26 protein-coding genes and 1 pseudogene are annotated in these 22,146 nt (G+C 71.2%); 15 read left to right on the top strand and 12 right to left on the bottom strand.

The features are described 5' to 3' along the window. The first annotated feature begins 329 nt into the window (after window positions 1–329). The 4 genes from ACIA5C_RS04425 to ACIA5C_RS04410 all read left to right on the top strand — a co-directional run bounded on the left by ACIA5C_RS04425 (window position 330) and on the right by ACIA5C_RS04410 (window position 3,763). Window positions 330–536 carry a hypothetical protein gene (locus tag ACIA5C_RS04425; RefSeq protein WP_396051155.1) on the top strand — a complete coding sequence of 69 codons (207 nt, stop codon included), beginning with the start codon at window positions 330–332 and terminating at the stop codon, window positions 534–536. Between the two features lie 37 nt (window positions 537–573). Beyond that, window positions 574–1,755, top strand: coding sequence for an AAA family ATPase (locus ACIA5C_RS04420; RefSeq protein ID WP_396051152.1), 1,182 nt, complete (start codon window positions 574–576; stop codon window positions 1,753–1,755). A 62-nt stretch (window positions 1,756–1,817) separates the two neighbouring features. Continuing rightward, the gene (locus ACIA5C_RS04415) at window positions 1,818–2,816 is read left to right on the top strand and encodes a DUF58 domain-containing protein (protein ID WP_396051150.1); all 999 of its coding nucleotides are present in this window, start codon (window positions 1,818–1,820) and stop codon (window positions 2,814–2,816) included. Next, window positions 2,813–3,763: a VWA domain-containing protein gene (locus ACIA5C_RS04410; RefSeq protein ID WP_396051147.1), complete on the top strand. Its 951-nt coding sequence runs from the start codon at window positions 2,813–2,815 to the stop codon at window positions 3,761–3,763. Before ACIA5C_RS04415 ends, ACIA5C_RS04410 begins: the two co-directional genes overlap by 4 nt. Window positions 3,764–4,117: 354 nt before the next feature. On the opposite strand, the gene ACIA5C_RS04405 is transcribed toward ACIA5C_RS04410, so the two are convergent. From ACIA5C_RS04405 to ACIA5C_RS04395, 3 genes are all read right to left on the bottom strand, one after another. Beyond that, on the bottom strand, window positions 4,118–5,029 hold the full coding sequence (locus ACIA5C_RS04405; RefSeq protein WP_396051145.1) for an alpha/beta hydrolase: 912 nt from the start codon (window positions 5,027–5,029) through the stop codon (window positions 4,118–4,120). 63 nt (window positions 5,030–5,092) lie between these two features. Continuing rightward, on the bottom strand, window positions 5,093–5,740 hold the full coding sequence (locus ACIA5C_RS04400) for a response regulator (RefSeq protein WP_396051143.1): 648 nt from the start codon (window positions 5,738–5,740) through the stop codon (window positions 5,093–5,095). Then, window positions 5,737–6,975 carry a sensor histidine kinase gene (locus ACIA5C_RS04395; RefSeq protein WP_396051142.1) on the bottom strand — a complete coding sequence of 413 codons (1,239 nt, stop codon included), beginning with the start codon at window positions 6,973–6,975 and terminating at the stop codon, window positions 5,737–5,739. Before ACIA5C_RS04395 ends, ACIA5C_RS04400 begins: the two co-directional genes overlap by 4 nt. 85 nt (window positions 6,976–7,060) lie before the next feature. Between ACIA5C_RS04395 and fabG the strand changes: the two genes are divergently transcribed. Genes fabG through ACIA5C_RS04375 form a run of 4 tightly spaced genes read left to right on the top strand, consistent with a single transcriptional unit; the run spans window position 7,061 to window position 10,399 of the window. After that, window positions 7,061–7,765, top strand: coding sequence for a 3-oxoacyl-ACP reductase FabG (gene fabG, locus ACIA5C_RS04390; protein WP_396051140.1), 705 nt, complete (start codon window positions 7,061–7,063; stop codon window positions 7,763–7,765). Window positions 7,766–7,796: 31 nt separating this feature from the next. Beyond that, entirely contained in the window at window positions 7,797–8,564 is a 768-nt protein-coding gene (gene fabI, locus ACIA5C_RS04385; RefSeq protein WP_396051138.1) for an enoyl-ACP reductase FabI, read from the top strand. A 21-nt stretch (window positions 8,565–8,585) separates the two neighbouring features. After that, window positions 8,586–9,620 carry a ferrochelatase gene (locus ACIA5C_RS04380; protein ID WP_396051137.1) on the top strand — a complete coding sequence of 345 codons (1,035 nt, stop codon included), beginning with the start codon at window positions 8,586–8,588 and terminating at the stop codon, window positions 9,618–9,620. Continuing rightward, a complete protein-coding gene (locus tag ACIA5C_RS04375) occupies window positions 9,620–10,399 on the top strand; it encodes an HAD-IIA family hydrolase (protein ID WP_396051135.1) in 780 nt (259 codons plus the stop codon). The genes ACIA5C_RS04380 and ACIA5C_RS04375 overlap by 1 nt, the downstream gene beginning before the upstream one ends. A gap of 7 nt (window positions 10,400–10,406) precedes the next feature. On the opposite strand, the pseudogene ACIA5C_RS04370 reads toward ACIA5C_RS04375, so the two are convergent. Then, window positions 10,407–11,017, bottom strand: a pseudogene (locus ACIA5C_RS04370) (NAD(P)-dependent oxidoreductase). Between the two features lie 90 nt (window positions 11,018–11,107). On the opposite strand from ACIA5C_RS04370, the gene ACIA5C_RS04365 reads away from it, so the two are divergent. Continuing rightward, complete coding sequence (locus tag ACIA5C_RS04365; protein ID WP_396051132.1) at window positions 11,108–11,761, top strand: TetR/AcrR family transcriptional regulator; 654 nt, start codon at window positions 11,108–11,110, stop codon at window positions 11,759–11,761. Window positions 11,762–12,220: 459 nt separating this feature from the next. Here ACIA5C_RS04365 and ACIA5C_RS04360 read toward each other — a convergent pair whose 3' ends face one another. Next, on the bottom strand, window positions 12,221–12,577 hold the full coding sequence (locus ACIA5C_RS04360; protein ID WP_396051130.1) for a VOC family protein: 357 nt from the start codon (window positions 12,575–12,577) through the stop codon (window positions 12,221–12,223). Between the two features lie 136 nt (window positions 12,578–12,713). Here ACIA5C_RS04360 and ACIA5C_RS04355 point away from each other — a divergent pair, with 136 nt between their 5' ends. The 3 genes from ACIA5C_RS04355 (at window position 12,714) to ACIA5C_RS04345 (ending at window position 14,530) form a co-directional block, all read left to right on the top strand. Beyond that, window positions 12,714–13,052: a helix-turn-helix domain-containing protein gene (locus ACIA5C_RS04355; protein WP_396051128.1), complete on the top strand. Its 339-nt coding sequence runs from the start codon at window positions 12,714–12,716 to the stop codon at window positions 13,050–13,052. Between the two features lie 4 nt (window positions 13,053–13,056). Continuing rightward, window positions 13,057–13,899, top strand: a complete 843-nt coding sequence (locus tag ACIA5C_RS04350) for an ImmA/IrrE family metallo-endopeptidase (RefSeq protein ID WP_396051125.1) — start codon at window positions 13,057–13,059, stop codon at window positions 13,897–13,899. Window positions 13,900–13,987: 88 nt separating this feature from the next. Next, window positions 13,988–14,530 (top strand): hypothetical protein, encoded by a 543-nt coding sequence (locus ACIA5C_RS04345; protein WP_396051123.1) that lies wholly within the window; start codon window positions 13,988–13,990, stop codon window positions 14,528–14,530. Here the strand turns inward: ACIA5C_RS04345 and ACIA5C_RS04340 are convergent. Genes ACIA5C_RS04340 through ACIA5C_RS04330 form a run of 3 tightly spaced genes read right to left on the bottom strand, consistent with a single transcriptional unit; the run spans window position 14,502 to window position 16,467 of the window. Continuing rightward, a complete protein-coding gene (locus ACIA5C_RS04340) occupies window positions 14,502–15,335 on the bottom strand; it encodes a TIGR02569 family protein (protein ID WP_396051121.1) in 834 nt (277 codons plus the stop codon). The genes ACIA5C_RS04345 and ACIA5C_RS04340 overlap by 29 nt on opposite strands. Continuing rightward, window positions 15,332–15,988: an HAD family hydrolase gene (locus ACIA5C_RS04335; RefSeq protein ID WP_396051119.1), complete on the bottom strand. Its 657-nt coding sequence runs from the start codon at window positions 15,986–15,988 to the stop codon at window positions 15,332–15,334. Before ACIA5C_RS04335 ends, ACIA5C_RS04340 begins: the two co-directional genes overlap by 4 nt. Beyond that, window positions 15,985–16,467 carry a GNAT family N-acetyltransferase gene (locus tag ACIA5C_RS04330; protein WP_396051117.1) on the bottom strand — a complete coding sequence of 161 codons (483 nt, stop codon included), beginning with the start codon at window positions 16,465–16,467 and terminating at the stop codon, window positions 15,985–15,987. The genes ACIA5C_RS04335 and ACIA5C_RS04330 overlap by 4 nt, the downstream gene beginning before the upstream one ends. 70 nt (window positions 16,468–16,537) lie before the next feature. Here ACIA5C_RS04330 and ACIA5C_RS04325 point away from each other — a divergent pair, with 70 nt between their 5' ends. Together ACIA5C_RS04325 and ACIA5C_RS04320 are read left to right on the top strand one after the other, a co-directional pair. Beyond that, the gene (locus ACIA5C_RS04325; RefSeq protein WP_396051115.1) at window positions 16,538–17,392 is read left to right on the top strand and encodes a L,D-transpeptidase; all 855 of its coding nucleotides are present in this window, start codon (window positions 16,538–16,540) and stop codon (window positions 17,390–17,392) included. An 8-nt stretch (window positions 17,393–17,400) separates the two neighbouring features. Continuing rightward, complete coding sequence (locus tag ACIA5C_RS04320) at window positions 17,401–17,805, top strand: NUDIX domain-containing protein (RefSeq protein WP_396051113.1); 405 nt, start codon at window positions 17,401–17,403, stop codon at window positions 17,803–17,805. On the opposite strand, the gene ACIA5C_RS04315 is transcribed toward ACIA5C_RS04320, so the two are convergent. The 3 genes from ACIA5C_RS04315 to ACIA5C_RS04305 form a co-directional block, all read right to left on the bottom strand. After that, the gene (locus ACIA5C_RS04315; protein ID WP_396051111.1) at window positions 17,802–18,464 is read right to left on the bottom strand and encodes a Type 1 glutamine amidotransferase-like domain-containing protein; all 663 of its coding nucleotides are present in this window, start codon (window positions 18,462–18,464) and stop codon (window positions 17,802–17,804) included. The two genes, ACIA5C_RS04320 and ACIA5C_RS04315, sit on opposite strands and share 4 nt — an antisense overlap. Window positions 18,465–18,553: 89 nt before the next feature. Then, window positions 18,554–19,045: an NUDIX domain-containing protein gene (locus ACIA5C_RS04310; protein ID WP_396051109.1), complete on the bottom strand. Its 492-nt coding sequence runs from the start codon at window positions 19,043–19,045 to the stop codon at window positions 18,554–18,556. 7 nt (window positions 19,046–19,052) lie between these two features. Next, the gene (locus ACIA5C_RS04305) at window positions 19,053–19,835 is read right to left on the bottom strand and encodes a hypothetical protein (RefSeq protein ID WP_396051107.1); all 783 of its coding nucleotides are present in this window, start codon (window positions 19,833–19,835) and stop codon (window positions 19,053–19,055) included. 88 nt (window positions 19,836–19,923) lie between these two features. Here ACIA5C_RS04305 and ACIA5C_RS04300 point away from each other — a divergent pair, with 88 nt between their 5' ends. Then, window positions 19,924–20,724, top strand: coding sequence for a DUF3097 domain-containing protein (locus ACIA5C_RS04300; RefSeq protein ID WP_396051105.1), 801 nt, complete (start codon window positions 19,924–19,926; stop codon window positions 20,722–20,724). On the opposite strand, the gene ACIA5C_RS04295 is transcribed toward ACIA5C_RS04300, so the two are convergent. Further along, a complete protein-coding gene (locus ACIA5C_RS04295; RefSeq protein WP_396051103.1) occupies window positions 20,708–22,129 on the bottom strand; it encodes a PLP-dependent aminotransferase family protein in 1,422 nt (473 codons plus the stop codon). The genes ACIA5C_RS04300 and ACIA5C_RS04295 overlap by 17 nt on opposite strands. Window positions 22,130–22,146 lie beyond the last annotated feature (17 nt).

The following is a 22,146-nucleotide window of genomic DNA, read 5'->3' as shown; positions in this document are numbered from 1 at the left end:
CGCACCGCGGGGTCTGGGGGCTCGGCTCCCAGGAGAAATGAAGAAGCCCTCCGATCCGCGCTTTTCCGCGGATAGAGGGCTGCAAGGCTTCTTAAGTCGCTGGGCGACCACGGGGGAAGCCGCCCAGCGACGAGACGAATGTTACACGGTTTGGCTGAACGTGCATCCTCCCAGTGTGGGTGCCCTTTCCCGCGTATCGCGCAGAAAGATCGACACGACCGGACCATGGCGTCTGTCGGCGGTGGCGCGTAACGGCTGCCGCCCGTTCTGTGGACAACACCGAAAAATGTCGGACCCGGCTGGTTGACTGCACCCCACCCAGTGCCGGGGTGGGGGAGGCTGAGGCTGCTCCGGCGCTGAGGCTGCTCGGCCAGCTCCGCCTGCTCGGCCAGCTCCGCCTGCTCGACCAGCTGCGCCTGCTCGACCAGCTGCGCCTGCTCGACCAGCTGCGCCTGCTCAGACGGCCTGCTGCAGGGTTACGACGACGAAACGCCCCTACCGGCAGCACCTTCCCAGCTCGGTCGTGTAAGTCTTGAGCGTCGATAGCCGTTCGCGACCCGCTGTGGAGGACCGGTGGCCCAGCCGACCACGCCCGAGACCGACCGCACCGAGGCCCCCGTGCCCCCGGCGCAGGACGCGACCCAGCTCGAACGCGCCATGTTCGAGGTCAAGCGGGTGATCGTGGGGCAGGACCGGATGGTGGAGCGGATGTTCGTCGCCCTGCTCGCCCGGGGTCACTGCCTGCTCGAGGGCGTGCCCGGTGTCGCCAAGACCCTTGCGGTCGAGACCCTGGCCCGGGTGGTCGGGGGCACCTTCTCCCGGGTCCAGTTCACCCCTGACCTGGTGCCGGCCGACATTGTGGGCACGCGCATCTATCGGCAGTCGAGTGAGAAGTTCGACGTCGAGCTGGGGCCGGTGTTCGTCAACTTCCTGCTCGCCGACGAGATCAACCGGGCGCCGGCCAAGGTGCAGTCGGCGCTGCTCGAGGTGATGGCCGAGCACCAGGTGTCGATCGGCGGGCAGACCCACGAGGTGCCCGACCCGTTCCTGGTGATGGCCACGCAGAACCCGATCGAGCAGGAGGGTGTCTACCCGCTGCCCGAGGCGCAGCGCGACCGCTTCCTCATGAAGATCCTGGTCGGCTATCCGACCGACGCCGAGGAGCGCGAGATCGTCTACCGCATGGGTGTGAGCGCGCCCGAGGCCAAGCAGGTTTTCACGCCGGAAGATCTGCTCGGCCTGCAGCGCCGGGCCGACCAGGTCTTCGTGCACAACGCGCTGGTCGACTACACGGTGCGGCTGGTGCTGGCGACCCGCGCGCCGGCACAGCACGGCATGCCCGACGTCGCCCAGCTCATTCAGTACGGCGCGAGCCCGCGCGCCTCGCTCGGCATCGTGCGGGCCACCCGCGCGCTGGCTCTGCTCCGCGGCCGTGACTACGCGCTGCCGCAGGACCTGCAGGACATCGCGCCGGACATTCTGCGGCACCGCCTGGTGCTGAGCTACGACGCGCTGGCCGACGACATCCCGGCCGACCACATCGTGGCCCGCATCATGCAGACTGTGCCGATGCCGTCGGTCGCCGCCCGCCAGGGCACCTCGCCGGGCCAGCCCAACGGCCAGCCGCCGGTGATGCTGCCCCCGAACGGTCAGCCGCCGGTGATGCAGCCTCCGAACGGTCATCTGCCGGTGAGCGGCGTCCCGGCCGGCGGTCACCCCTACCCGCAGGCGGCGGTGTGGCCGACCCAGCAGTGACTCAGGCCCCGAACGGCGCCGGCCACCCGAGAATCGCTCAACCGGCTGGCGGTGCCCTCGGCGTGGAAAACGCGGGCGGCTCGACGGCTCGCGCCGAGGCGGTGCTCGGGCGGCTTCAGCTGCTGGTGACGCGCAAGCTCGACGGGTTGCTGCAGGGCGACTACGTGGGCCTGCTTCCGGGCCCGGGCAGCGAGGCGGGTGAGTCCCGCGAATACCGTCCGGGCGACGACGTGCGCCGGATGGACTGGCCGGTCACCGCCCGCACCACGCTGCCGCACGTACGCCGTACGGTCGCCGACCGTGAGCTGGAGACCTGGCTCGCGGTCGACCTGTCGGCGAGCCTCGAGTTCGGCACCGCGCTCTCGCTCAAGAGCGATCTCGTGCTGGCCGCCGCGACCGCGATGGCCCACCTGACGGTCCGGGGCGGCAACCGGATCGGCGCGGTGGTCGGCACCGGCACGGGCGTACGCCCGCCGGAGCGCGCCTCCCGATGGCGCCGGAAGGCGGCGACGGCGTCCACGACCGGCGCGGAAAGCCCGCAGGCGCCGTTTGTCCGGATGCCCGCCCGGCCGGGCCGTAAGGAGGCGCAGGGGCTGCTGCGCGCGATCGCCCGCACCCGCATCCAGCCCGGGCGGGCCGATCTGGGCGCCCTGATCGAGATGCTCAACCGGCCGCCGCGGCGTCGTGGCGTGGCCGTGGTGATCTCCGACTTCATGGCGCCGGTCGAGGGCTGGGCCCGGCCGGTCCGCAAGCTGGGTGTGCGGCACGACGTGCTCGCGGTCGAGGTCGTCGACCCGCGCGAGCTGGAACTTCCGGACGTCGGCGTGATGACTCTGGCCGACCCGGAGACCGGGCTGCTGCACGAGGTGCAGACCGCCGACCCGGAGCTGCGCCGCCGTTACGCCGAGGCGGCCGGTGAGCAACGCGCCGCGATTGCCCGCGCTCTGCGGGCGGCCGGCGCTTCCCATCTGCGCCTGCGCACCGACACCGACTGGCTGCTGGACATGGTCCGATTCGTGGCCGCCCAGCGACACGCCCGCACGCGAGGGACCACGCGATGATCCGTTTCCTGTCGCCCTGGTGGCTGCTGACGCTGCTGCCCGTGGTGCTCACCGCCGCCGCCTACGTGCTCCGGCAGTTCCGCCGCCGGCAGTACGCGATGCGGTTCACCAACGTCGACCTGTTGCGCACGCTGGCGCCCCGCGGCCTGGGCTGGCGGCGGCACGTGTCGGCGCTGGCGTTCCTGCTGAGCCTGCTCGGACTGGGGCTGGCGATGGCCCGGCCGTCGGTCGACCAGAAGGAGCCGCTGGAGCGGGCCACGGTGATCCTGGCGATCGACGTGTCGCTGTCGATGGAGGCCGACGACGTGCAGCCGACGCGCATCGAGGCGGCCCAGGAGGCGGCGCGGGCGTTCGTCAAGGAGCTGCCGCCGAGCTACAACCTGGGTCTGGTGTCGTTCGCGAAGTCGGCCAACGTGCTGGTGTCGCCGACCAAGGACCGCAACGCGGTGATCGCCGGTATCGACGGGCTGTCGCTGGCCGAGGCGACGGCGACCGGCGAGGCCGTGTTCACCTCGCTGGACGCCATCAAGTCGGTGCCGTCCGACGGGGCTTCGGGCGCGCCGCCGGCCCGCATCGTGCTGCTTTCCGACGGCTACCGCACGTCGGGCCGGTCGATCGAGGACGCGGAGGGCGCGGCGTCGCAGGCGAACGTGCCGGTGTCGACGATCGCGTTCGGCACCGACAACGGCGTCGTCGACATCCGGGGTGCGCTGCAGAAGGTCCCGGTCGATCGGGTTTCCCTGCAGCAGCTGGCCGACAAGACGAAGGGCCACTTCTACGAGGCGGCTTCGGTCAGCGAGCTCAAGAAGGTCTACGAGGACATGGGCAGTTCGATCGGCCACCGGGTGGAGTCCCGCGAGGTGACCCAGTGGTACGCCGGTGCCGCGCTGCTGTTCGGGCTGTGCGCGGCGGCGCTGAGTCTTCTGTGGACCTCTCGGCTGCCCTGATGGTCACGGGTGGACGAGGACGAACAGGACTACCACCCAGGCGGCGGCGAGGGTGAAGCTGAGGGGCGCAACGAGGTTTTTCATGGTTCGACTTCTTCCGCTGCAGTGACGTGGCGAAGGGTTCACGCGCGCTTGTCACAGTCGCGGCCGGCGTCCGGGCATCCTTGAGTCGCGGCGCGCACGACAGCCCGGCCCGGCCGCGCGAGGGCGGCGGAAATCAGCCAGGGGATGCGGGGGCGGTAGAAAAATCAGGCCCGGCCACGACTAGGAGGATCGCTATCTCGCACAGCGATCACCTCCTTCAAGTCGCAGCAAACTCACAGGCCGTCGGGAACTGTACCCCTTAAGGCGCAGCTAAGAAACGCGGCCCGGCAGGTCGTGTCCAGGACCACCCGACAGGACGACGTCGGTGACTGCTCGGAGGGTGGCGCTGCCGGGAACCAGGTAGTAATCGTGGCCGGCGACCCCGTCGGTGGGCAGCAGGTGCGCGCCGAAGCCGGACGAGGTCGGGCGCTTGCCCAGGCCCAGCCCCAGAATGCGGACCTGGGGGATCCGGCGGATCCAATCCGCCGGTGCCTGAGCGGCCCAGACGGTCGCGCCGCCGAGGTCCGACGCGTGGCTGACGCCGAGCCCGGGCGAGCCGAGAGTGATCACGTCGTGCACCTCGGGCAGGTGCTGGGCTGCCAGCCCGACGACCATCGAGCCGTAGCTGTGTCCGATAAGTGACACCGAGGCGTCCGGGCGCTGGGCGAGTACATCGCGCACGAAGGTGATGAGCGCCTTCGCCCCAGTGCGGGCCCGGCCCTCGGTCGCGGCGGCCAGGTCGACGCCGTCCGGGGTGTCGTAGCCCAGCCAGGAGATGACCGCGGTGTCCCGGCTGCGCTTGCTCAACTGCTCGTACAGGGTCTTGCCCTGCACGCCGGGCGCGCGGCGGGCGACCCCGCCCAGCCCGCGTTCGAAGTCGACGAGGCTCGTGGCCACGCCGGGCACCAGGACCGCGATGTGCTTCGCGGTCGACAGGTCGCCGAACACCTCGGCCGCGCGCCCGTCGCCGGCCGGGTCGAAGAAGAGGAAGTGGCGTCCGTCGCCGGCCCACGTCGCGTACGGGCAGCCGGTGGCAAGCATCCGCACGGCCGACTCGCGGTAGGCCTCGGTGAAGGCGGGCAGATGCTGGACTGCCGGCGCGGGAGCGGCCGCGGACGCCGGGCGGGGAACCGGGTTGAGCGTGGTGGCGAGCAGCACGGTGACGACCGGGAGGATTCGCATGGGCCGTAGATTCCGGCCGGATATAGACCCCGATCGTCACACCGCAGAGCTCACTTCGGGGTGCTACCCCGGTATCACGAGGCCCGTCTCGTAGGCGAAAACGACCGCCTGGGCCCGGTCCCGGAGGCCGAGCTTGGCCAGCACCCGGCCGACGTGGGTCTTCACGGTCTGCTCGGCCACCACCAGGTCCTCGGCGATCTCGGTGTTGGAGCGGCCGCGGGCGATCAGCCGCAGCACGTCGGTCTCGCGCGGGGTCAGGGCGTTGAGGGCGGTCGGCCGGGGCCGGTTGGCGGCCGGGCGGGCGGCGAACTCGGCGATCAGGCGCCGGGTCACCGACGGCGCGAGCAGGGCCTCTCCCGAGGCCACCACGCGTACGGCGTTGATCAGATCAGCCGCGGGAGCGTCCTTGAGCAGGAAGCCGCTCGCCCCGGCCCGCAGTGCCTCGTAGACGTAGTCGTCGAGGTCGAACGTGGTGAGGATCAGGACCTTCGGGCCGTCCTCGCCGAGGCGGCGGGTCGCCTCGAGGCCGTCCATCACCGGCATGCGGATGTCCATCAGCACCACGTCCGGCCGCAGGTCACGGCACTGCCGTACGGCCGCCTCGCCGTCCGGTGCGTCGCCCAGCACCGCGATGTCCGGCTGCGCGTTCAGCAGCGCGCCGAACCCCTCGCGGACCATCGCCTGGTCGTCCGCGATCAGCACCTTGATCATTCGCCGTCCCTCTCGTCGCCGGCCCTTCCGTCACCGATCGGCAGGATGGCGGACACCACGAACTCGCCGCCCACCGGCCCGGCCGACAGCGTGCCACCCAGGAGCGCGGCGCGTTCGTGCATGCCCGCCAGGCCGTGACCGCCGGAGCCACCGCCCCGCGGCTGAAGGGGCAGCGGGTTGCTGACGAGAAGCACCACGCGGTCGGAACTGCCGCGAGCCCGGACGGTGACCGGGCCGTCCGGCGCGTGACGGGCCACGTTGGCCAGGGCTTCCTGAACGATCCGGTACGCGGCGAGCCCCACCGTCGGCGGCACGCCCGTCAGCCCTCCCAGCTCCACCGCCACGTCGAGGCCGGCCGCGCGCGCCGTCCCGACCAGGATGCCGACGTCGGCCAGTCCGGGCTGCGGGGCGGTCAGGTTCTCCTCCTTCTCGGACCGCAGCACGCCGAGCAGCCGCCGCATGTCGGTCAGCGCCTCGCGGGCCGCCGACGCGATCGTCGCCATCTCGGCGTGCGTCTCCTCGGTCATGCCGGGCACCCGGAACGGTGCGGTCTCGGCGCGTACGGCGATCATCGACATGTGGTGGGCGACCACGTCGTGCATCTCGCGGGCGATCCGGGTGCGCTCCTCGAGGACGGCCCGCCGGGCCCGTTCGAGCTCGGTGAGCTCGTTCTGCTCGGCGACCAGTTCGCCGGTGCGGCGGCGCCGGGCGAAGATGTCGCCGATCGACGCGATGGCGACCAGCAGGACCGCGGCGCCCCAGGCGCTGCTCGGCGGGGCGTAGAGGAAGACCGTGCCGACGCTCAGCGCGGCCGCCCAGAACGTCTGCCACGACTCCCGGCTCACCACGGCCAGCCGGGCCAGCACGAACAGGAAGACGAAGATCTGCACGGGGTTCCACGGCCAGGGCTCCTTCGGGACCCAGTTGACCGTGCCGAGGAACATCATCACGAAGGCCAGCCGCCAGGCCAGCACGGGCCGGCGGTACGCGGCGGCGGCCGGCAGCACCGTGCCGACCGCGAGCGCCCAGACCGCGACCGGCACCAGCGAGTGCCGGTTGCCCAGCAGATATTGCCCGGCGGCCGCGCCCAGTCCGATGAGAGCCAGCAACCCGAGCGGAAGCGCGTACGAAATGAAGCGGCCGCGTGCCGCGGGTCGCGGCAGTTCCTTGCCGACGAAGAGCCGGCGCAACGGCCCCATCACGGCACGTGCGGCGGAAGGACCGCTAGTCTCCATCCCGGCAGGTTACGGCGGCCGGCGGATGCCGTCGTGCTACCGAGGTGCCATCCGGCACCCCTACCTGGGTATGAGGAGCGTGGTCGTGGCTCGCACGGTGTTGGTGACCGGGGGCAACCGGGGGATCGGCCTGTCCATCGCGCAGGCGTTCGCGAAGCAGGGTGACCGGGTCGCCGTCACGCACCGCGGCACCGGCGCTCCCGAGGGCCTGTTCGGCGTGCAGTGCGACATCACCGACTCGGCGCAGGTCGACACCGCCTTCACCACGGTGGAGAAGGAGCTGGGCCCGGTCGAGGTGCTGGTGGCCAACGCCGGCATCACCGACGACACACTGCTGCTGCGCATGAGCGAGGAGCAATTCGACCGGGTGATCGACACCAACCTGGCCGGCGCGTTCCGGGTCGCGAAGCGCGCCAGCAGCAAGATGCTGCGGGCCAAGTGGGGCCGCATGATCTTCATCTCGTCGGTGGTCGGCCTCTACGGCGGCCCGGGCCAGGCCAACTACGCGGCGAGCAAGGCCGGCCTGGTCGGGCTGGCCCGCAGCATCACCCGCGAGCTGGGCAGCCGGAACATCACGGCCAACGTGGTGGCGCCCGGCTTCATCGACACCGAGATGACCGCGGTGCTGTCCGAGGCCCGGCACGCCGAGATCATCAAGGCGGTGCCGGCCGCCCGGCTGGCCCACCCCGACGAGGTGGCGGCAGCGGTGGTCTTCCTCGCCTCCGACCCGGCCGCATACATCAACGGCGCCGTCATCCCGGTCGACGGCGGCCTCGGCATGGGACACTGACCTAACTTTCCGTTATAGGGGGATTTCTCCGTTGTCTGGACTTCTGGCCGGTAAGCGGCTGCTCGTCACCGGCGTGATCACCGACGCCTCGATCGCCTTCTCGGTGGCGAAGATCGCCCAGGAGCAGGGCGCCACCGTTGTGCTGACCGGGTTCGGCCGGCTGTCCCTGGTCGAGCGGATCGCCAAGCGGCTCCCGTCGCCGGCACCGGTCATCGAGCTCGACGTGACCGACGCTTCCCAGCTGGCGTCCCTGCAAGACAAGGTCCGCGAGCACGTCGACGGGCTCGACGGGGTGGTCCACTCGATCGGCTTCGCGCCCCAGAGCTGCCTGGGCGGCGGCTTCCTCGACGCGCCGTGGGAGGACGTGGCCACGGCACTGCAGGTCTCGACGTACTCGTACAAGTCCCTGGCCGCCGCCTGCCTGCCGCTGATGCAGTCCGGCGGAAGCATCGTCGGGCTGACCTTCGACGCGACCAAGGCGTGGCCGGTCTACGACTGGATGGGCGTGGCCAAGGCCGGACTCGAGTCGGCGTCGCGTTACCTGGCGCTGCACCTCGGCAAGCAGGGCATCCGCAGCAACCTGGTGTCGGCCGGGCCGCTGCGCACGATGGCCGCCAAGTCGATCCCCGGGTTCGAGCAGTTCGAGGACGCGTGGTCCGAGCGGGCGCCCCTCGGATGGGACCTGCAGGACACGTCGGCGGCCGGCAAGGCGGTGTGCGCCCTGCTCTCGGACTGGTTCCCGGCCACCACGGGTGAGGTCGTTCACGTCGACGGGGGTTACCACGCGCTAGGGGCGTGATCCGGGTGGGAGGATGGCGGGGTGGAGTTCGATGCGTTCGTCCTGCTGTCCTTCGGCGGGCCGGAGAAGCCTGACGACGTGATGCCGTTCCTGCGCAATGTGGTGCGGGGGCGCGGTGTTCCCGAGTCGCGGCTTCTCTCGGTGGCCGAGCACTACATGCACTTCGGAGGCGTGTCCCCGATCAACGAGCAGTGCCGGCAACTGCTGGCGGCGGTGTCGTCGGAATTTGCTTCCGCGGGCCTCGAGATGCCCACCTACTGGGGCAACCGCAACTGGCAACCGATGCTCGAGGACACCGTGGCGCAGATGCGCGACGACGGGGTGACGCACGCGCTCGGCTTCGCGACCAGTGCCTACGGCGGTTACTCGTCGTGCAAGCAGTACTGGGAGGACATCGCCCGGGCTCGCGAGGCCGTCGGGCCCCGGGCGCCGCGGATCACCAAGCTGCGACAGTTCCACGATCACCCCGGGTTCGTCGGGCCGCACGTCACGGCCGTACAGAAAGCTCTGTTGAACCTGCCCGCCGCGCGTCGTGAAACGACGCGGCTCGTGTTCACCGCCCATTCGATCCCGGTGAGCATGGCCGAGAAGGCCGGCCCGCACGGCAACCGCTACACCGCCCAGCTCAACGAGACGGCGGCGCTCGTGCACGCGGCCGCCGCCCCCGAGGTGTCCTGGGACCTGGTCTGGCAGAGCCGCTCCGGGCCGCCGCAGGTGCCGTGGCTCGAACCCGACGTCAACGACCACCTGCGTGCGCTCGCCGACAAGGGCATCACCGACGTGGTGGTCAGCCCGATCGGGTTCGTCTCCGACCACCTCGAAGTGCTCTGGGACCTCGACAACGAGGCGGCCGAGACCGCGAAGTCGCTCCGCCTGGGCTATGCCCGGGCGGCCACCCCGGGCACCGACCCGCGGTTCGTCACGATGGTCCGCGAGCTGGTCGAGGAACGCACCGCCGGACGACCCCGGGCACGGCTCGGTACTCTCCCGGTCTGGGACGACTGCCCCGGTGGTTGCTGTCCCATACCTTCGCGGCGACCACCTTTAGGAGACTGATGACCGAGCGCAAGGCCGTCGAGAGCTGGCTCACCGACATGGACGGCGTGCTCGTCCACGAGGGTGTGCCGGTGCCGGGCGCCCCGGAGTTCGTCAACCGGATGAAGTCGTCAGGCAAGCCCTTCCTGATCCTGACCAACAACTCGATCTACACACCCCGCGACCTGCAGGCCCGCCTCAGCCGCATGGGCTTCGACGTGGCCGAGCACTCGATCTGGACGGCCGCCCTGGCCACCGCGCAGTTCCTCGCCGACCAGCGGCCGGGCGGCACGGCGTACGTCATCGGCGAGGCCGGCCTGACCACCGCGATGCACGCGGCGGGCTACGTGCTGACCGAGTTCGACCCCGACTACGTGGTGCTGGGCGAGACCCGCACCTACAGCTTCGAGGCCATCACCAAGGCCATCCGGCTCATCGACAGCGGCGCCCGGTTCATCTGCACCAACCCCGACGCCACCGGACCGTCCAACGAGGGCGCCCTCCCGGCGGCCGGCTCGGTTGCGGCGATGATCTCGAAGGCGACGGGCGTCGAGCCGTACTTCGTCGGCAAACCCAACCCGATGATGATGCGGTCGGCCCTCAACACCATCGAGGCACACAGCGAGAGTACGGCGATGATCGGCGACCGCATGGACACCGACGTCCTGTGCGGCCTCGAGGCCGGCCTCGAGACCATCCTGGTGCTGACCGGCATCAGCACGCGGGCCGAGAGCGAGCGCTACCCGTACCGCCCGTCCCGCATCGTCAACTCGGTCGCCGACCTGATCGACGAGATCTAGTGCGTCGTCATTCGGCGAGGCTGGGGGCCCGGCGAGACCATCGATGTGCGTCGAGCTCTTCGACGATGAAGCGTGCGACGTCGGTGCGGGTGATGCGCCAGCCGCCCTTGGGTGTGCTGTTGTGGGTGGCGCGGTAGCGGCCGGTAGGTTCGCGGTCCTGGAGGTAGGTGGGTCGTACGAAGGTCCAATCGAGGTCACTTCCCCCCACGATCTGCTCCATGCGGGCCATGTCGGCGTACAGGTCGGCGCCGACGGGGCGGATGAGGCCGCGATACCACCAGGCGTGGTGAGGGTCATCGTGCCGGACACCGACCGACGTGATAGCCAGTAACCGCTTCACCTCGGTGGCCTGCATCGCCGACACGATGGCGCGGGCGCCGTCGGAGTAGAGGTTGCCCGCTTGACGGCGGAGACGACAGCGTCGTGACCTTCGATCACGGCGCGCAGGCTTTCCGCGTCGCGGACGTCGGCACGTTCCACGCGCAGGCCCGGGACCGCGGGGATGCTTGCGGGATTGCGGACGGCGGCGGTGACGTGGTGTCCGCTGCGCTGGGCCTCCGCGACGATCAGGCGGCCGGTGCGGCCGGCGGCTCCGAGAACTACGACGTTGATGCTCATGCTGCTGCGGTCCTTTCGGTGGTGGGCAGGGCGAGGACGCTGCCCACTTCGCCGGGGGTGGCGACGGGGACAGGGTGCTCTGGATCAGGGATGCAGCTGATCGACGAGGTCGGCTACGCCGGGGTGACCATGCGTCGCGTCGCGCAGGCTCTGGACACCGGCCCGGCATCGCTCTACGTCTACGTGGCCGACCGTGACGAACTGATGGCCGAGGTCTACGACCTTGCGCTGGCCGGAATCCGCCTGCCCGGACCGGCCGACGGCGACTGGCGCGCCCAACTGGAACTGCTTGTCAGCCGGGCCATCACCACCCTCGGCAGCCATGACGACATCGCCCTGGTCGGGATCATCCGAGTGCCGACCGGGCCGCACGCCCTGCGCATCCTCGAAGCGACGATGACCCTGCTGCGCGCCGGCGGCATCGACGACAAGCTCTGCCTGTGGGCAGCCGACCTGCTCGACCAGTACGTGACCTCATCCGCCCTGGAACTCGCCGCCCGGCTGCGCGACCAACGAGCTTTGACCGCAGCCGAGGGTGCGGCCAAGGCCACCGAGGAAGCCATGTCCGAAGCCGCCGGATCCGAACTCGACGCCGTCTACGGCGACCTGCCAGCCGATACCTATCCGACCATCCATGCCCTGCGCCCGGCCATGACCACCGCCGGCCGCAACAGCCACGCCTACGCCAACTGGAAACTCAGCGTCATCATCGACGGCCTGTTGAGCCATCGCCGACCGTCGTAGAGACTGATGCGTTCACGTCGTGCGGGCGATCGCTCAGCCTCGCCGAGCGCGGCGGCGACGCTCTGGTTGGTGGCCGCGCGTTGCTGCCGACCAGATCCTCGAACGCCCCGGCCGCGATGCCGAACCGGGCCGGCCGAAGCGCGCGGGCTGCATCCGGCCCGACGCCGGCCGGGTGATCGCACCAGTAGTGCCACTCGTTCTGACCGACGAGGTGCCGCACGTCCGGGAAGGCCCGATGGCGGCCGGATTCCGGCCCGGCTTCCCGCGGGGCGCCCAGAGCGACCGAAACCGTGCCGCCACCGCCGACCCCGGCCCGGCCGTTGGACGGTCGTCCTGCTCGACATCGTGGCCACCGGCGACACGCGCCTCGCCGAGCGGCCGCGGCCTCGGGTGCTCCGTCCGTCCCGCCGGGCATCAGCTATTGGCTGACCGCCGGCCGCGGTCCGGGAGTGGGACCGTCTACGACGCCGGGGTGAACAGGTTGACCAGCGTGCCGTCCGGGTCGCGGAACAACAGCGACCGGTTGCCCCACGGCATCGTGGTGGGTTCCTGAACGACCTGCTCCAGGGTGCTCCGCAGCCGGGCGAACTCGGCGTCGACGTCGTCCACCCGGAACTCGACGATGGCGCTGCGGTTGGCGGCCGGCTCGGCGGCCGCGGTGGTGCGGCGGCTGCCGATGGCGAGCGTGGCTCCCGGCAGGGCGAGCTCCGCGAAGTCGGGCGTGTGACGGCGGGCCGGGTGGCCGGTAACCGTCTCGTAGAAGTCGGTGAGGGCGCCGACCTGGTCGGTGATGATGCGAACCGATGCGAAATCCATAACGGCCACGCTAGAAGCCATAGCGGTCAGTTTCCGGCCGCTTTCCAGACGACAGCGTCCGGAAATGGCGCCGGTTCTGGGGATGGCGTAGGCTGAATCAGCGTCGGAGTTTATGATTCAACGGTCGGGGGCGGTCATGACCAGCATCAACGTAGGTGCACTGATAGACAAAGCCCGGGAGGCGGCCGGCCTCAGCCAGCGCGCGCTCGCCGATGTCACGGGCATCTCGCAGCCCACGCTGTCCCGCATCATCTCCGGCGACCGGGTGGCAAAGCTGCCGGAGGTCGTCGCCATCGCCTGGGCCACCGGGCACACCGTTGCCCAGCTTACCGGCGTAGGCGCAGTGGCCGATCGGGCCCAATGCGCGGCCCGGGCCACCAACGGTTCGGGCATGGCGGAGATGCGTGACGCGCTGCTGCACTTCCTCGAGCTCGACGACTACCTCGACGAGCAAGCCATCCCGGCCACGATCTGACCCGGTGACCTACGTGAACCCCGAAGCCGAGGGGCGTGCCGCAGCCGAGCGGTTCCGACGCGAACACGATCTGGGACACCAGCCCCTCGGCGACATCGTCGCTCTGATCGAGCAGACGGCCGGCGTCGACGTGGCGGTTCTTGACGCCGGCCCCGACGAACACGGGCTGACGATGCGGGACCCGCAGCGTGATGCCGTGTTCATCGGTGTCGCGCGAACCCGCCACCCGATGCGTCAGCGAAGCACCCTCACCCACGAGCTTGGCCATGTCGTGTTCGGCGACTGGTCGGACAACACCAACTGTGACTGGAGCGCGCCGTCGGCTGCCGAAAGCCGCGCCACCGCCTTCGCCCGGCATCTGCTGCTCCCGCTCGGAGGGCTGCGCACCTTCCTCGGCGACCTTCCAGCCACCTCCCCCGCCACCCTGTCCGCCGTCGTTCAGCGGTTCCTGGTCTCGCCGGCGATCGCAGCCATCGCGCTGGAGCAGGGCCGATACATCGACGCTTCGGTCAAGACCGAGTGGATGTCGGTTTCCGCTCCGCAACTGGCCGTCCGTTTCGGCTGGAGCGATCAATACCGTGCGCTCCAAACCGACTCGGATCAGCGGCGAGCGCCCCAACGTCTGCTCGCCCGCGCGATCCAGGGGTACGCCGAAGGGGTGGTCTCGGTGCAGACCATCGCCACCCTGCGCGGCATCACATCCCACACGGCCGAGGCGGAGCTGCGGGAAGCCGGCATCTATCCCGCGCCCGACGCGGCCGTGTGGGCGGATCCCGGTGAGTTGCCCGAGGCCCGCGTCGATATGGGTGCTTTGGACGAGGCCCTGAGCGTGCCTGAGGAGCCGTAGCGCAGATGACGACTCAGCGGCCATCATTGATGCTGGACCCAGCCTGAACTTTCTCTCGATCAACCGGGAACGTCTTCTCATCGGCACATTGGGGCGCCTCAGCACGCCGGCCGCGGTAGAGGACGAGGTACTCCGCAAGGCGGCGCAGGATCTGCGCTTCCGTCCGGCAGCGGCTGCGTGGAGAAAGCTGACGCCGCAGTGGATCCAGGTCCTCCCGGACGAGGTCACGCCCGAGCTGGCGCGGGTCGTCAACCGGATTGCCCGGCAGCCCATGTCCGAGCGGCTCAAACACTCGAAGGACCTCGGCGAGACGATGGTGATCGCGCATGCGGTCGTGGCCGCCGAACAAGGCGCCGAGGTCGTCGTTCTGATCGACGACGGACTTGGCGCGCAGACCGCCACTCGGGAGACCCGTCGATTGGAGCGGCTGCGATCCAGTGGCGGTGCGGTGGGTTCGATCAAGTTGGCCAGCACGCTGACAGTGCTGGAACTGGCGGCCGGTACGCAGCACATCTCGGGGCGCGGCGAGATGCGTGAGATCTATCAGCGTCTCCGCGGCCTGGACGACGGACTGCCGCCGATTGAGAAGACCCGGCTGCTCGCTACCGCTCGGTGGACAAGCTCACCGTGAGCGTGATGGCCGGGCGGTAGCTGTCCGCCTGGCCGACCAGGCCTGATGTGTGGTCGTGGGTGACGATGCGGTAGATCAGGGCGCGGATCAGCATCTGGGGCCACTCCGGCTGGTGCGACCAGCGTTCGGCCAGGTCGGGGCCGGCGCCGTACCAGCAGAGGGCGTCGGCGACCGCGACCGCCGACGCCCACGAGGGCGGTCGCCAGTAGAGGGGCCAGTCGATGACGGCCGGTGGCAGGCCGGCGGCGAACAGGACGTTGCCGGCCAGGTCGCCGTGGACAGCCTGCGCCGCCAGGGTGACCGGGCGCCGGGCCTCGAGCAGCGGCTGCAGCAGGCCCGTGGCGAGCGGGGACGTGTGCGGCGGAGACGTGTGCGGCGGGGACGTGTGCGGCGCGGACCCGTGCAGCGGGGACTCCTCCCAGGCGACGCGGTCGCCGTTGGACCAGGGGTCGTCGCGGACATCCAGGAACGCGGGCCGGTCGAGCCCCGCGACCGCGGCGTGGAAGGCGATCCCGGCCCGGAGCACGTCGTCGGGGCGGGCCACGTCCGGCGACCCGGGCAGGAAGCGGGTCGCCTCCCAGCCGTCCGCCACCCACGCGCCGTCGGTTGCCCGGACCGGGCGGGCGACGCGGAACGCCGGGTTTTCGGGCAGGCGGTCGAGGACTTCGGCGCGCCACAGCGTCTCCGGCAGGTATTCGACCGGCTTCAGCACCAGGTCACCGGCTCGCCACGTACCCCCTTTGCCGCCGGCGAGGCGGACCGGCTCGGCCGTCGCTCCGAAGGCTTCGAACGGTGGGGTGGTCACGACAGCCGGTCCAGGACGGTGTCGAGGGGCAGATCGAGGGCGCTCGTCAGCAGCAGGTCGGCGCCGGCGAAACGGGCCGGGTCGGCGTGCGGGTTGGGCACCGCCACGCAGCGCAGCCCGGCCGCCTGGGCCGCGGTCACGCCGTGTGCGGTGTCCTCGAAGGCGACCGCCTGCCCGGCGGGGAGCCCGAGCCGGTCGAGGGCCAGCCGGTAGACGGCCGGGTCCGGCTTGTGGGCGGCCACCTCCTCGCCGGTCGCCAGCACCTCGAACCGCGCGCGCAGGCTGGCCCGGTCGAGCATCGGGCCGACATGGCCGATCCGGGAACTGCTGGCCACGGCCAGGCGCAACCCCAGCTCGGCGGCCCGGTCCAGCCAGGCGGAAATTCCCGGTTGCGGCGAGAGCGCCGCGTTCAGCGTTTTCCGGTACGCCATCCGCAGCGCATGGCTCGACTCCCGGTCGTACGCCGGACCGACCGCCGCCGCCAGCACCGCATAGCGTTCCTCGTTCGCGTCGCCGCCGTGGTCGGCGAAGAACCCGGCCGGGTCGAGTTGCAGCCCGTGCCGGCGCCACTCCCACTTCCAGCTGTCGAGCAGCGTGGTCTCCGTGTCCATCAGCAGGCCGTCGAAGTCGAAGATCAGCGCCTGGATCGTCACGCCGACGAGTATCCCTCGCGGCCGGCGGGCCGGCGGTAGTGGCGCAGGCGGACCGGGGAGCCGTCGGGGGCGGTCCACGACGCCGTCGTCGAATGAGTGTGGTGCCAGCCCGCGGCCTCGTACAGGGCTATCGCCGGCGAGCGGCCGTCGTCGACCACCTCGAGCACCAGCGGGCGGCCCCGCGAGGCGGCCGCGGTCAGCAGGGCCGCGGCCACCGCGCGGCGGCGGGCGGCCGGCCGGACGAACAGGCGGGCCAGCTCCAGGTCGCCGGACGGGCGGTCGACCAGCAGGGCGTGGCCGGCCAGTGGGACGTCGGCCAGGGACGCCACCCATGCGGCGGCCACGCCGGGCGGGGTGAGCCAGCCGGCCGGGTCGGCGGGCCAGGCCATCGGGTAGCCGTCGGCCTCGTGGACCTCGCGGAGGGCGGCCACGCAGGCGTCCAGGTCGGCCGGGGTGCGGGGGCGGATCGACACGTCCATCCGGCCATCATGCCGACCGGTGGAGAGACCCGGGTGCCGCCTCGATCAGCCGCGGGCTAACGTGGGCGGCGTGTCGCGTCTGCTTCGTCCGTCCCGGGTCGTGCCGGCCGCGCTGGTTCTGATCGTCGCCGTGGCCTTCGCCGTGTGGGGGCTGCGGTCGCCGGCCGCGACGACCACGACGCACTGGGTGCAGCCGGTGGCCAAGGCGTCGGCGAGCTTTGCGCCGCCGGTCAGGCTGACCGTGCGGAAGCCGCCCAAGGACCTGCCGGTCATCACCTACACCAAGGTGCCGGGCGGGTTCCCGGCCGACCAGGCGCCGGCCTCGACCACGCCGCTGACCGAGGGTGTGCAGCCCAACGACCGGGTCGCCGTCTACGACGCGCCGGGCGGGCACCCCCGGGCCTATCTGCCGGCCGACATCAGCGGCGTCGACGTGACCGTGCCGGTGGTGGGACGCGACCGGGGGTGGACGGCGGTGCTGCTGCCGTCGGTCGACCGGACCATCGGCTGGCTCGCCCCGTCCGGCGGTTACACCACCAGTGAGCTGCACGACCAGCTGATCCTCAAACGGGGTGACCACGAGCTGACGTGGCTGCGCGACGGCGTACGGAAAGAAAGCTGGACCGTCGCCACCGGCGCGACCCGGACGCCGACGCCGCTCGGCCGCACCTTCGTGCTCGGGCGCACGGTGACCGACGGCGACGAGTACGCGGGGCTGGACGCTCTCGTGCTCGGTGCGGTGCCGGAGCAGAAGGAGGCGCTGGCGCCCGGCCTCAAGAACGGGCACACGGCGATCCACAGCTGGTACCACCCGTCGGTCTTCGGCCACGACATCTCGAACGGCTGCATCCGCGTGCCGAAGACGGGCCAGAAAGAGTTGCTCGACGAGATCCCGTCCGGCACCGGCGTCAGCATCGTCGCCTGAGGAGAAGCGTGCCTGACACGGTGATCGCGGCCGCGTGGGTGGTCGTGCGCGACCGGCGCGTGCTGGTCGTGCGGGCGCACGGTTCGGATGCGTTCTATCTGCCCGGCGGCAAGCCGGAGCCGGGCGAGTCGTACGCCCAGGCCGCCGCCCGCGAGGTGCTCGAAGAGGTCGGCATGGTCGTGGACCCGGCCGCGCTCACCTCGTTCGCCGATTTCGTCGCCCCGGCCCACAACCGCCCGCCCGGCACCCGGGTGCGGCTGGTGTGCTTCGAGGGCGGCGATCCGGGCGGCGATCCGAAGCCGGAGAACGAGATCGCGGAGCTGGCCTGGTTTGCCCAGTCGGACGCCCAGCGCACCGCCCCCGCGATCCGCCTGGTGCTGGCCCAGCTGCTCAGCGAGGGCCGCATCGACTAGAAGCGTCTCCATGCTCCTTCGGAGACGACCTCGACGTTGCCGTCGACGACCTTGATCGCGGTGTTGTCGTCGATCGCGTAGGCCGGGCCGCCGATGGCGGCCGCCCACTTCTCGGCGTTGGCCATCGTGTTTTCCGGCAGGTGCGGGTTGTCGAGGTGCGGGTAGATCGAGAAGTCGACCAGGCCGAGCGTCCCGTCGCCGTCGGCCGGCATCTTGCCCCAGACGAATTCCTCGCCGATGCGGGGTGTCATCACCATGCTGCCCGCGCTCAGGCCGGCCCACACCGTGTCGCCGAGTGACGGCAGCAGGTCGGCCAGGCCGGACTCCCGCATCCAGCGGCACAGGTAGAGCGCGTCGCCGCCCTCGACCAGAAGCACGTCGGTCTCCTGGACCATCGGGACCCACTTCTCCCGGTCGATGCTGGGCAGCGCGGTCAGCTCCAGGACCCCGAGGGACTTCCACCCCAGCGCTGACATCGGCGCCCCGGACTGCTGCCCGGAGATGAATTTCCACGCGTTGAAGGCGCCGCCGGGGATCGCGTAGACCGCGGTCGGGATGCACAGGGCAGTCGACTCGGCGATCGGTTTGCCCAGCATGTCGACGAGGGCCGCCTGGATGCTCTCGTTGCTGATGCCGCCGGAGGTGAGAAGAAGCTTCATGCGCCACGACCCCAAACTGATTGCAGATTGAAAGTGGTTGGCGCAGACGGTAGCACGTCTGTTCGGATGCGTCCGGCTGAGACCGGGGATCAGGCGCCGGCGAAGAAGCGGTTGGCGACGGCCGTGTGGATGCTGAAGCCGAGCTCGGTCGGGCCGTAGAGGATCTCCCAGCCGAGGGATTCGTCGTTGGGCGACGGCGGTTCCAGCTCCGCGGCGGACGCGAGCGGCGGCAGCAGGCCGAAGACCAGCAGCGTGCCGTCGGGGGCGCTCACCGTGTCGAAGAGCCTGACCGTGGCCGGGTCGGCCGCCAGACCGGTCTCCTCCCCGAGTTCGCGGGTCGCCGCGGTCTGCCACGTCTCGTCGATCTCGATGTAGCCGCCCGGAAGGGCCAGGCGTTCACGGGCCGGCGGGATGGCCCGGCGCACGGCGAGCAGGCCGGAGCCGACCGGCTGCACCGCGACCGCGACCGGCTTGGGGTTGAGGTAGCTGGTTTCGCCGCAGGCCGCACAGCGCCGGGGCCACGGCTGTTGCCGGGGGAACCGGGCGCCGCAGAACGTGCAGTGGGCGAACCGGTCAGGCATGAACGCCTCAGACGTGCAGCGGCGAGTTGCAGGCGGCGACCAGGGCCTGGCGGCACGCGTTGGTCAGGGGGCGGAGCGCGGCGTCGCGCTGCTGGGCCTCGTAGCCGTTGACCGCGGCGCCGGGAGCGTTGAGGTCGGCCAGGGCGAGCACCTGGTCGAGCACGCCGGCGCGGGCGAACAGGCGGCGGGCCCGCGGGTCGAAGCCGGGCGGCAGGGTGGCCGTGCTCTCGGGGCGGCGCAAGGCCTGCAGGGCACCGGCCAGCTCGGGTTTCCACTGGGCGATGTCGAGCTTGGTCAGCTGGGCGGTGGCCTCGCCGAGCGCGACGGTCAGCTCGCTCTCGGCCTCGGCGGCGCCCATCTGGAAGACCGGACGGAAGTCTTCGACCGGGAAGAACCGCCACAGCACCGTCTCGAACTCGACCCCGGAGCCGGACACGTGCCGCTGCACCTGTGGGACCACGCCGAACGACGGGGTCATCACCGCCTCGCCGGCCAGCAGCGCGGCACCGGTCAGCTCACCCGGGCCGGGCAGGCCGCGCGGGTCGCCCGGTGCGGGCAGGACCAGGCGGATCTCGTCGGGGTGCAGCTTGGCGAAGACCGGCAGGGCCTGCGGCAGGGGCACGTCCGTCCAGGTGCCGGGTGCGTCGGCGACGAGGTGCTCCTCGTCGGCCGCGATCTCGTCGGCCAACTCGTCGAACGGGACCAGCCCGGCGCGCCAGGCGCGCACCCAGGTCACGAACCGGGTCGAGCGCCGCGCGGTGCGGACGGCCGCATCAGCAGCGGGGGACATGCGAGCAAGGGTACGTGCCGATCAGGAAGGTTGTCTCGGCCGGAGCGTCATAAACCACGTGTCTCAACGCACGGGTTACCGTGCGGACATGTATGGGGAGGATGTACTCAAGGCCGATTGGCGCAAGCGCCGGAAGGTGCCCGAGGTGGACGCCGAACCGGACCTGGTCGTGGAGGACGCGGACTCCGGATTCTGCGGTGCGGTGGTCGGTTTCGAACTCGGCGCGGTCGTACTCGAGGACCGTTTCGGCAAGCGGCGCAACTTCCCGTTGTCGCCGGCCGCCTTCCTGCTCGACGGCAAGGCGGTCACGTTGCGCAAGCCGGTCGCGGTCGTACCGCAGAAAACGAGAATCACCGCCTCCGGCTCGATCGCTGTGGACAATGTCCGCGCGAAAACCGCGAAGGCCAGCCGGATCTGGGTGGAGGGCATCCACGACGCCGCCCTGATCGAACGCATCTGGGGCGACGACCTGCGCATCGAAGGCATCGTGGTGGAACCCCTGGACGGCATCGACGACCTGGCCGCCGCGGTCGCCGCGTTCCGCCCCGGGCCGCAGAGGCGGGTCGGCGTTCTGGTCGACCACTTGGTCCCCGGCTCCAAGGAGAGCCGCATCGTCGCCGCGGTCAAGGACCCGGACGTGCTGGTCACCGGCCACCCCTACATCGACATCTGGCAGGCGGTGAAGCCGCAGCGGGTCGGCCTCTCGAAGTGGCCGGTGATCCCGCCCGGCCGCCCCTGGAAGGAGGGCATCTGCCAGGCGGTCGGTGTGCGCGAGCCGGCCGACATGTGGCGCCGCATCCTCAAGTCGGTGAGCACCTACAAGGACGTCGAGACGCCGCTGATCAACTCGATGGAGCGGCTGATCGACTTCGTCACCGTCCCCGCCTGAACGCCTCGGACAGCCGCCGGCCCACCGAAGAGAGCCGGTCCGGCGGCTGCGCGGCGTACCCGATGACCAGGCCGGGCGGTCCCGGCGCGATCCGGTGCCAGGACAGCGGATGGACCAGCACACCCGCCGCGGCGGCCCGCGCGGCCAGCACGGTGTCGGGCGTGTCACCGTCCATCATCACCAGTAGGTGCAGGCCGGCCGCGACGCCCGCTACGCGGGCTTCCGGCAGATGGGTGCGGAGACCGGCGAGCAGGGCGTCGCGGCGGCGGCGTTGACGCGTACGCACGTGCCGCAGGTGCCGCTCGTAGTCGCCGGAAGCCAGCAGCCGGGCCAGCACCAGTTGCGGCAGCGCCGGATTGCCCAGGTCGGTGGCGTGTTTCGCGGCGAGCAAGGTGTCCTGCAGGCGGCGGGGCGCGACGAGCCACCCCAGGCGCATCCCCGGCGCCAGCGATTTGCTGACGCTTCCCGCGTACGCGACGTGGTCGGGCAACGAGCCTTGCAGAGCCGCTACCGGAGAACGGTCGTAGCGGTGTTCCGCGTCGTAGTCGTCCTCGACGATCAGACCGCCCCGGGACGCCCAGGTCAGGAGCGCACGACGCCGGGCCGGCCCGAGCACGACCCCGGTCGGGAACTGGTGGGCCGGGGTCAGCACGGCCACCGGCTCGGTCAGGGTGTCGACGCGGACACCCTCGTCGTCGACCGGCGCGGGCACACCGCGTACGCCCCAATGCTCGAGTTGATCCCGCGCCCCGCGGGAACCGGGGTCCTCGACCGCGACCGCGGTCGTCCCCGACGCGCGCAAGGTCTGCGCCAGCAGGCCGAGCGCCTGAGCCACGCCGCTGACCACGATCACGTCGTCCGGTTCGGCGCGCACACCCCGGGTGCGGGCCAGCCAGGCCGCCAGCTCGGCGCGCAACCGCGGCGTGCCGGAGGGATCCCCGTAGCCCAGCTCGGCGGCGGAGACCTCGCCGAGAACGGCGCGCTCGGCCCGCAACCATCCGGCACGCGGGAAGGCCGCGAGATCGGGCACCCCCGGCGACAGGTCGAGGTCGATGCTGTCGTCGGGCGGCAGCGGCAGCCGCAGGCGGTCGAGCAGCCGGCGGCGGTCGCGCGGCTCGCCGGCCGGGGTGCCCCGGGCGATGACCACCGTGCCGGCGCCGGTCCGCGCCCCGGCGAGTCCCTCGTCGATCAATCGCTGGTAGGCCTCGACCACGACACCGCGGGAGATCCCGAGCTCCCCGGCGAGCCGCCGGGTCGCCGGAAGCGCGGAGCCGGTGGGCAGGCGGCCCTGGCTGATCGCGTCGCGCAGACCCTCGGTCAGCCAGGTGGTCAGACCGTGCTTCGGCGCGTCGTCCTTGATCAGCTGGAGGAAGTCGCTTCCCGGAATTGGTCCACTCCTTGGCACTCTGATTGGTCCTTCAA

This window comes from Actinoplanes sp. NPDC051343, from assembly GCF_044455125.1.
GTDB lineage: Bacteria > Actinomycetota > Actinomycetes > Mycobacteriales > Micromonosporaceae > Actinoplanes.
Note: the sequence above shows the minus strand (reverse complement) of the source record. Positions and strands in the feature narration are given on the sequence as shown.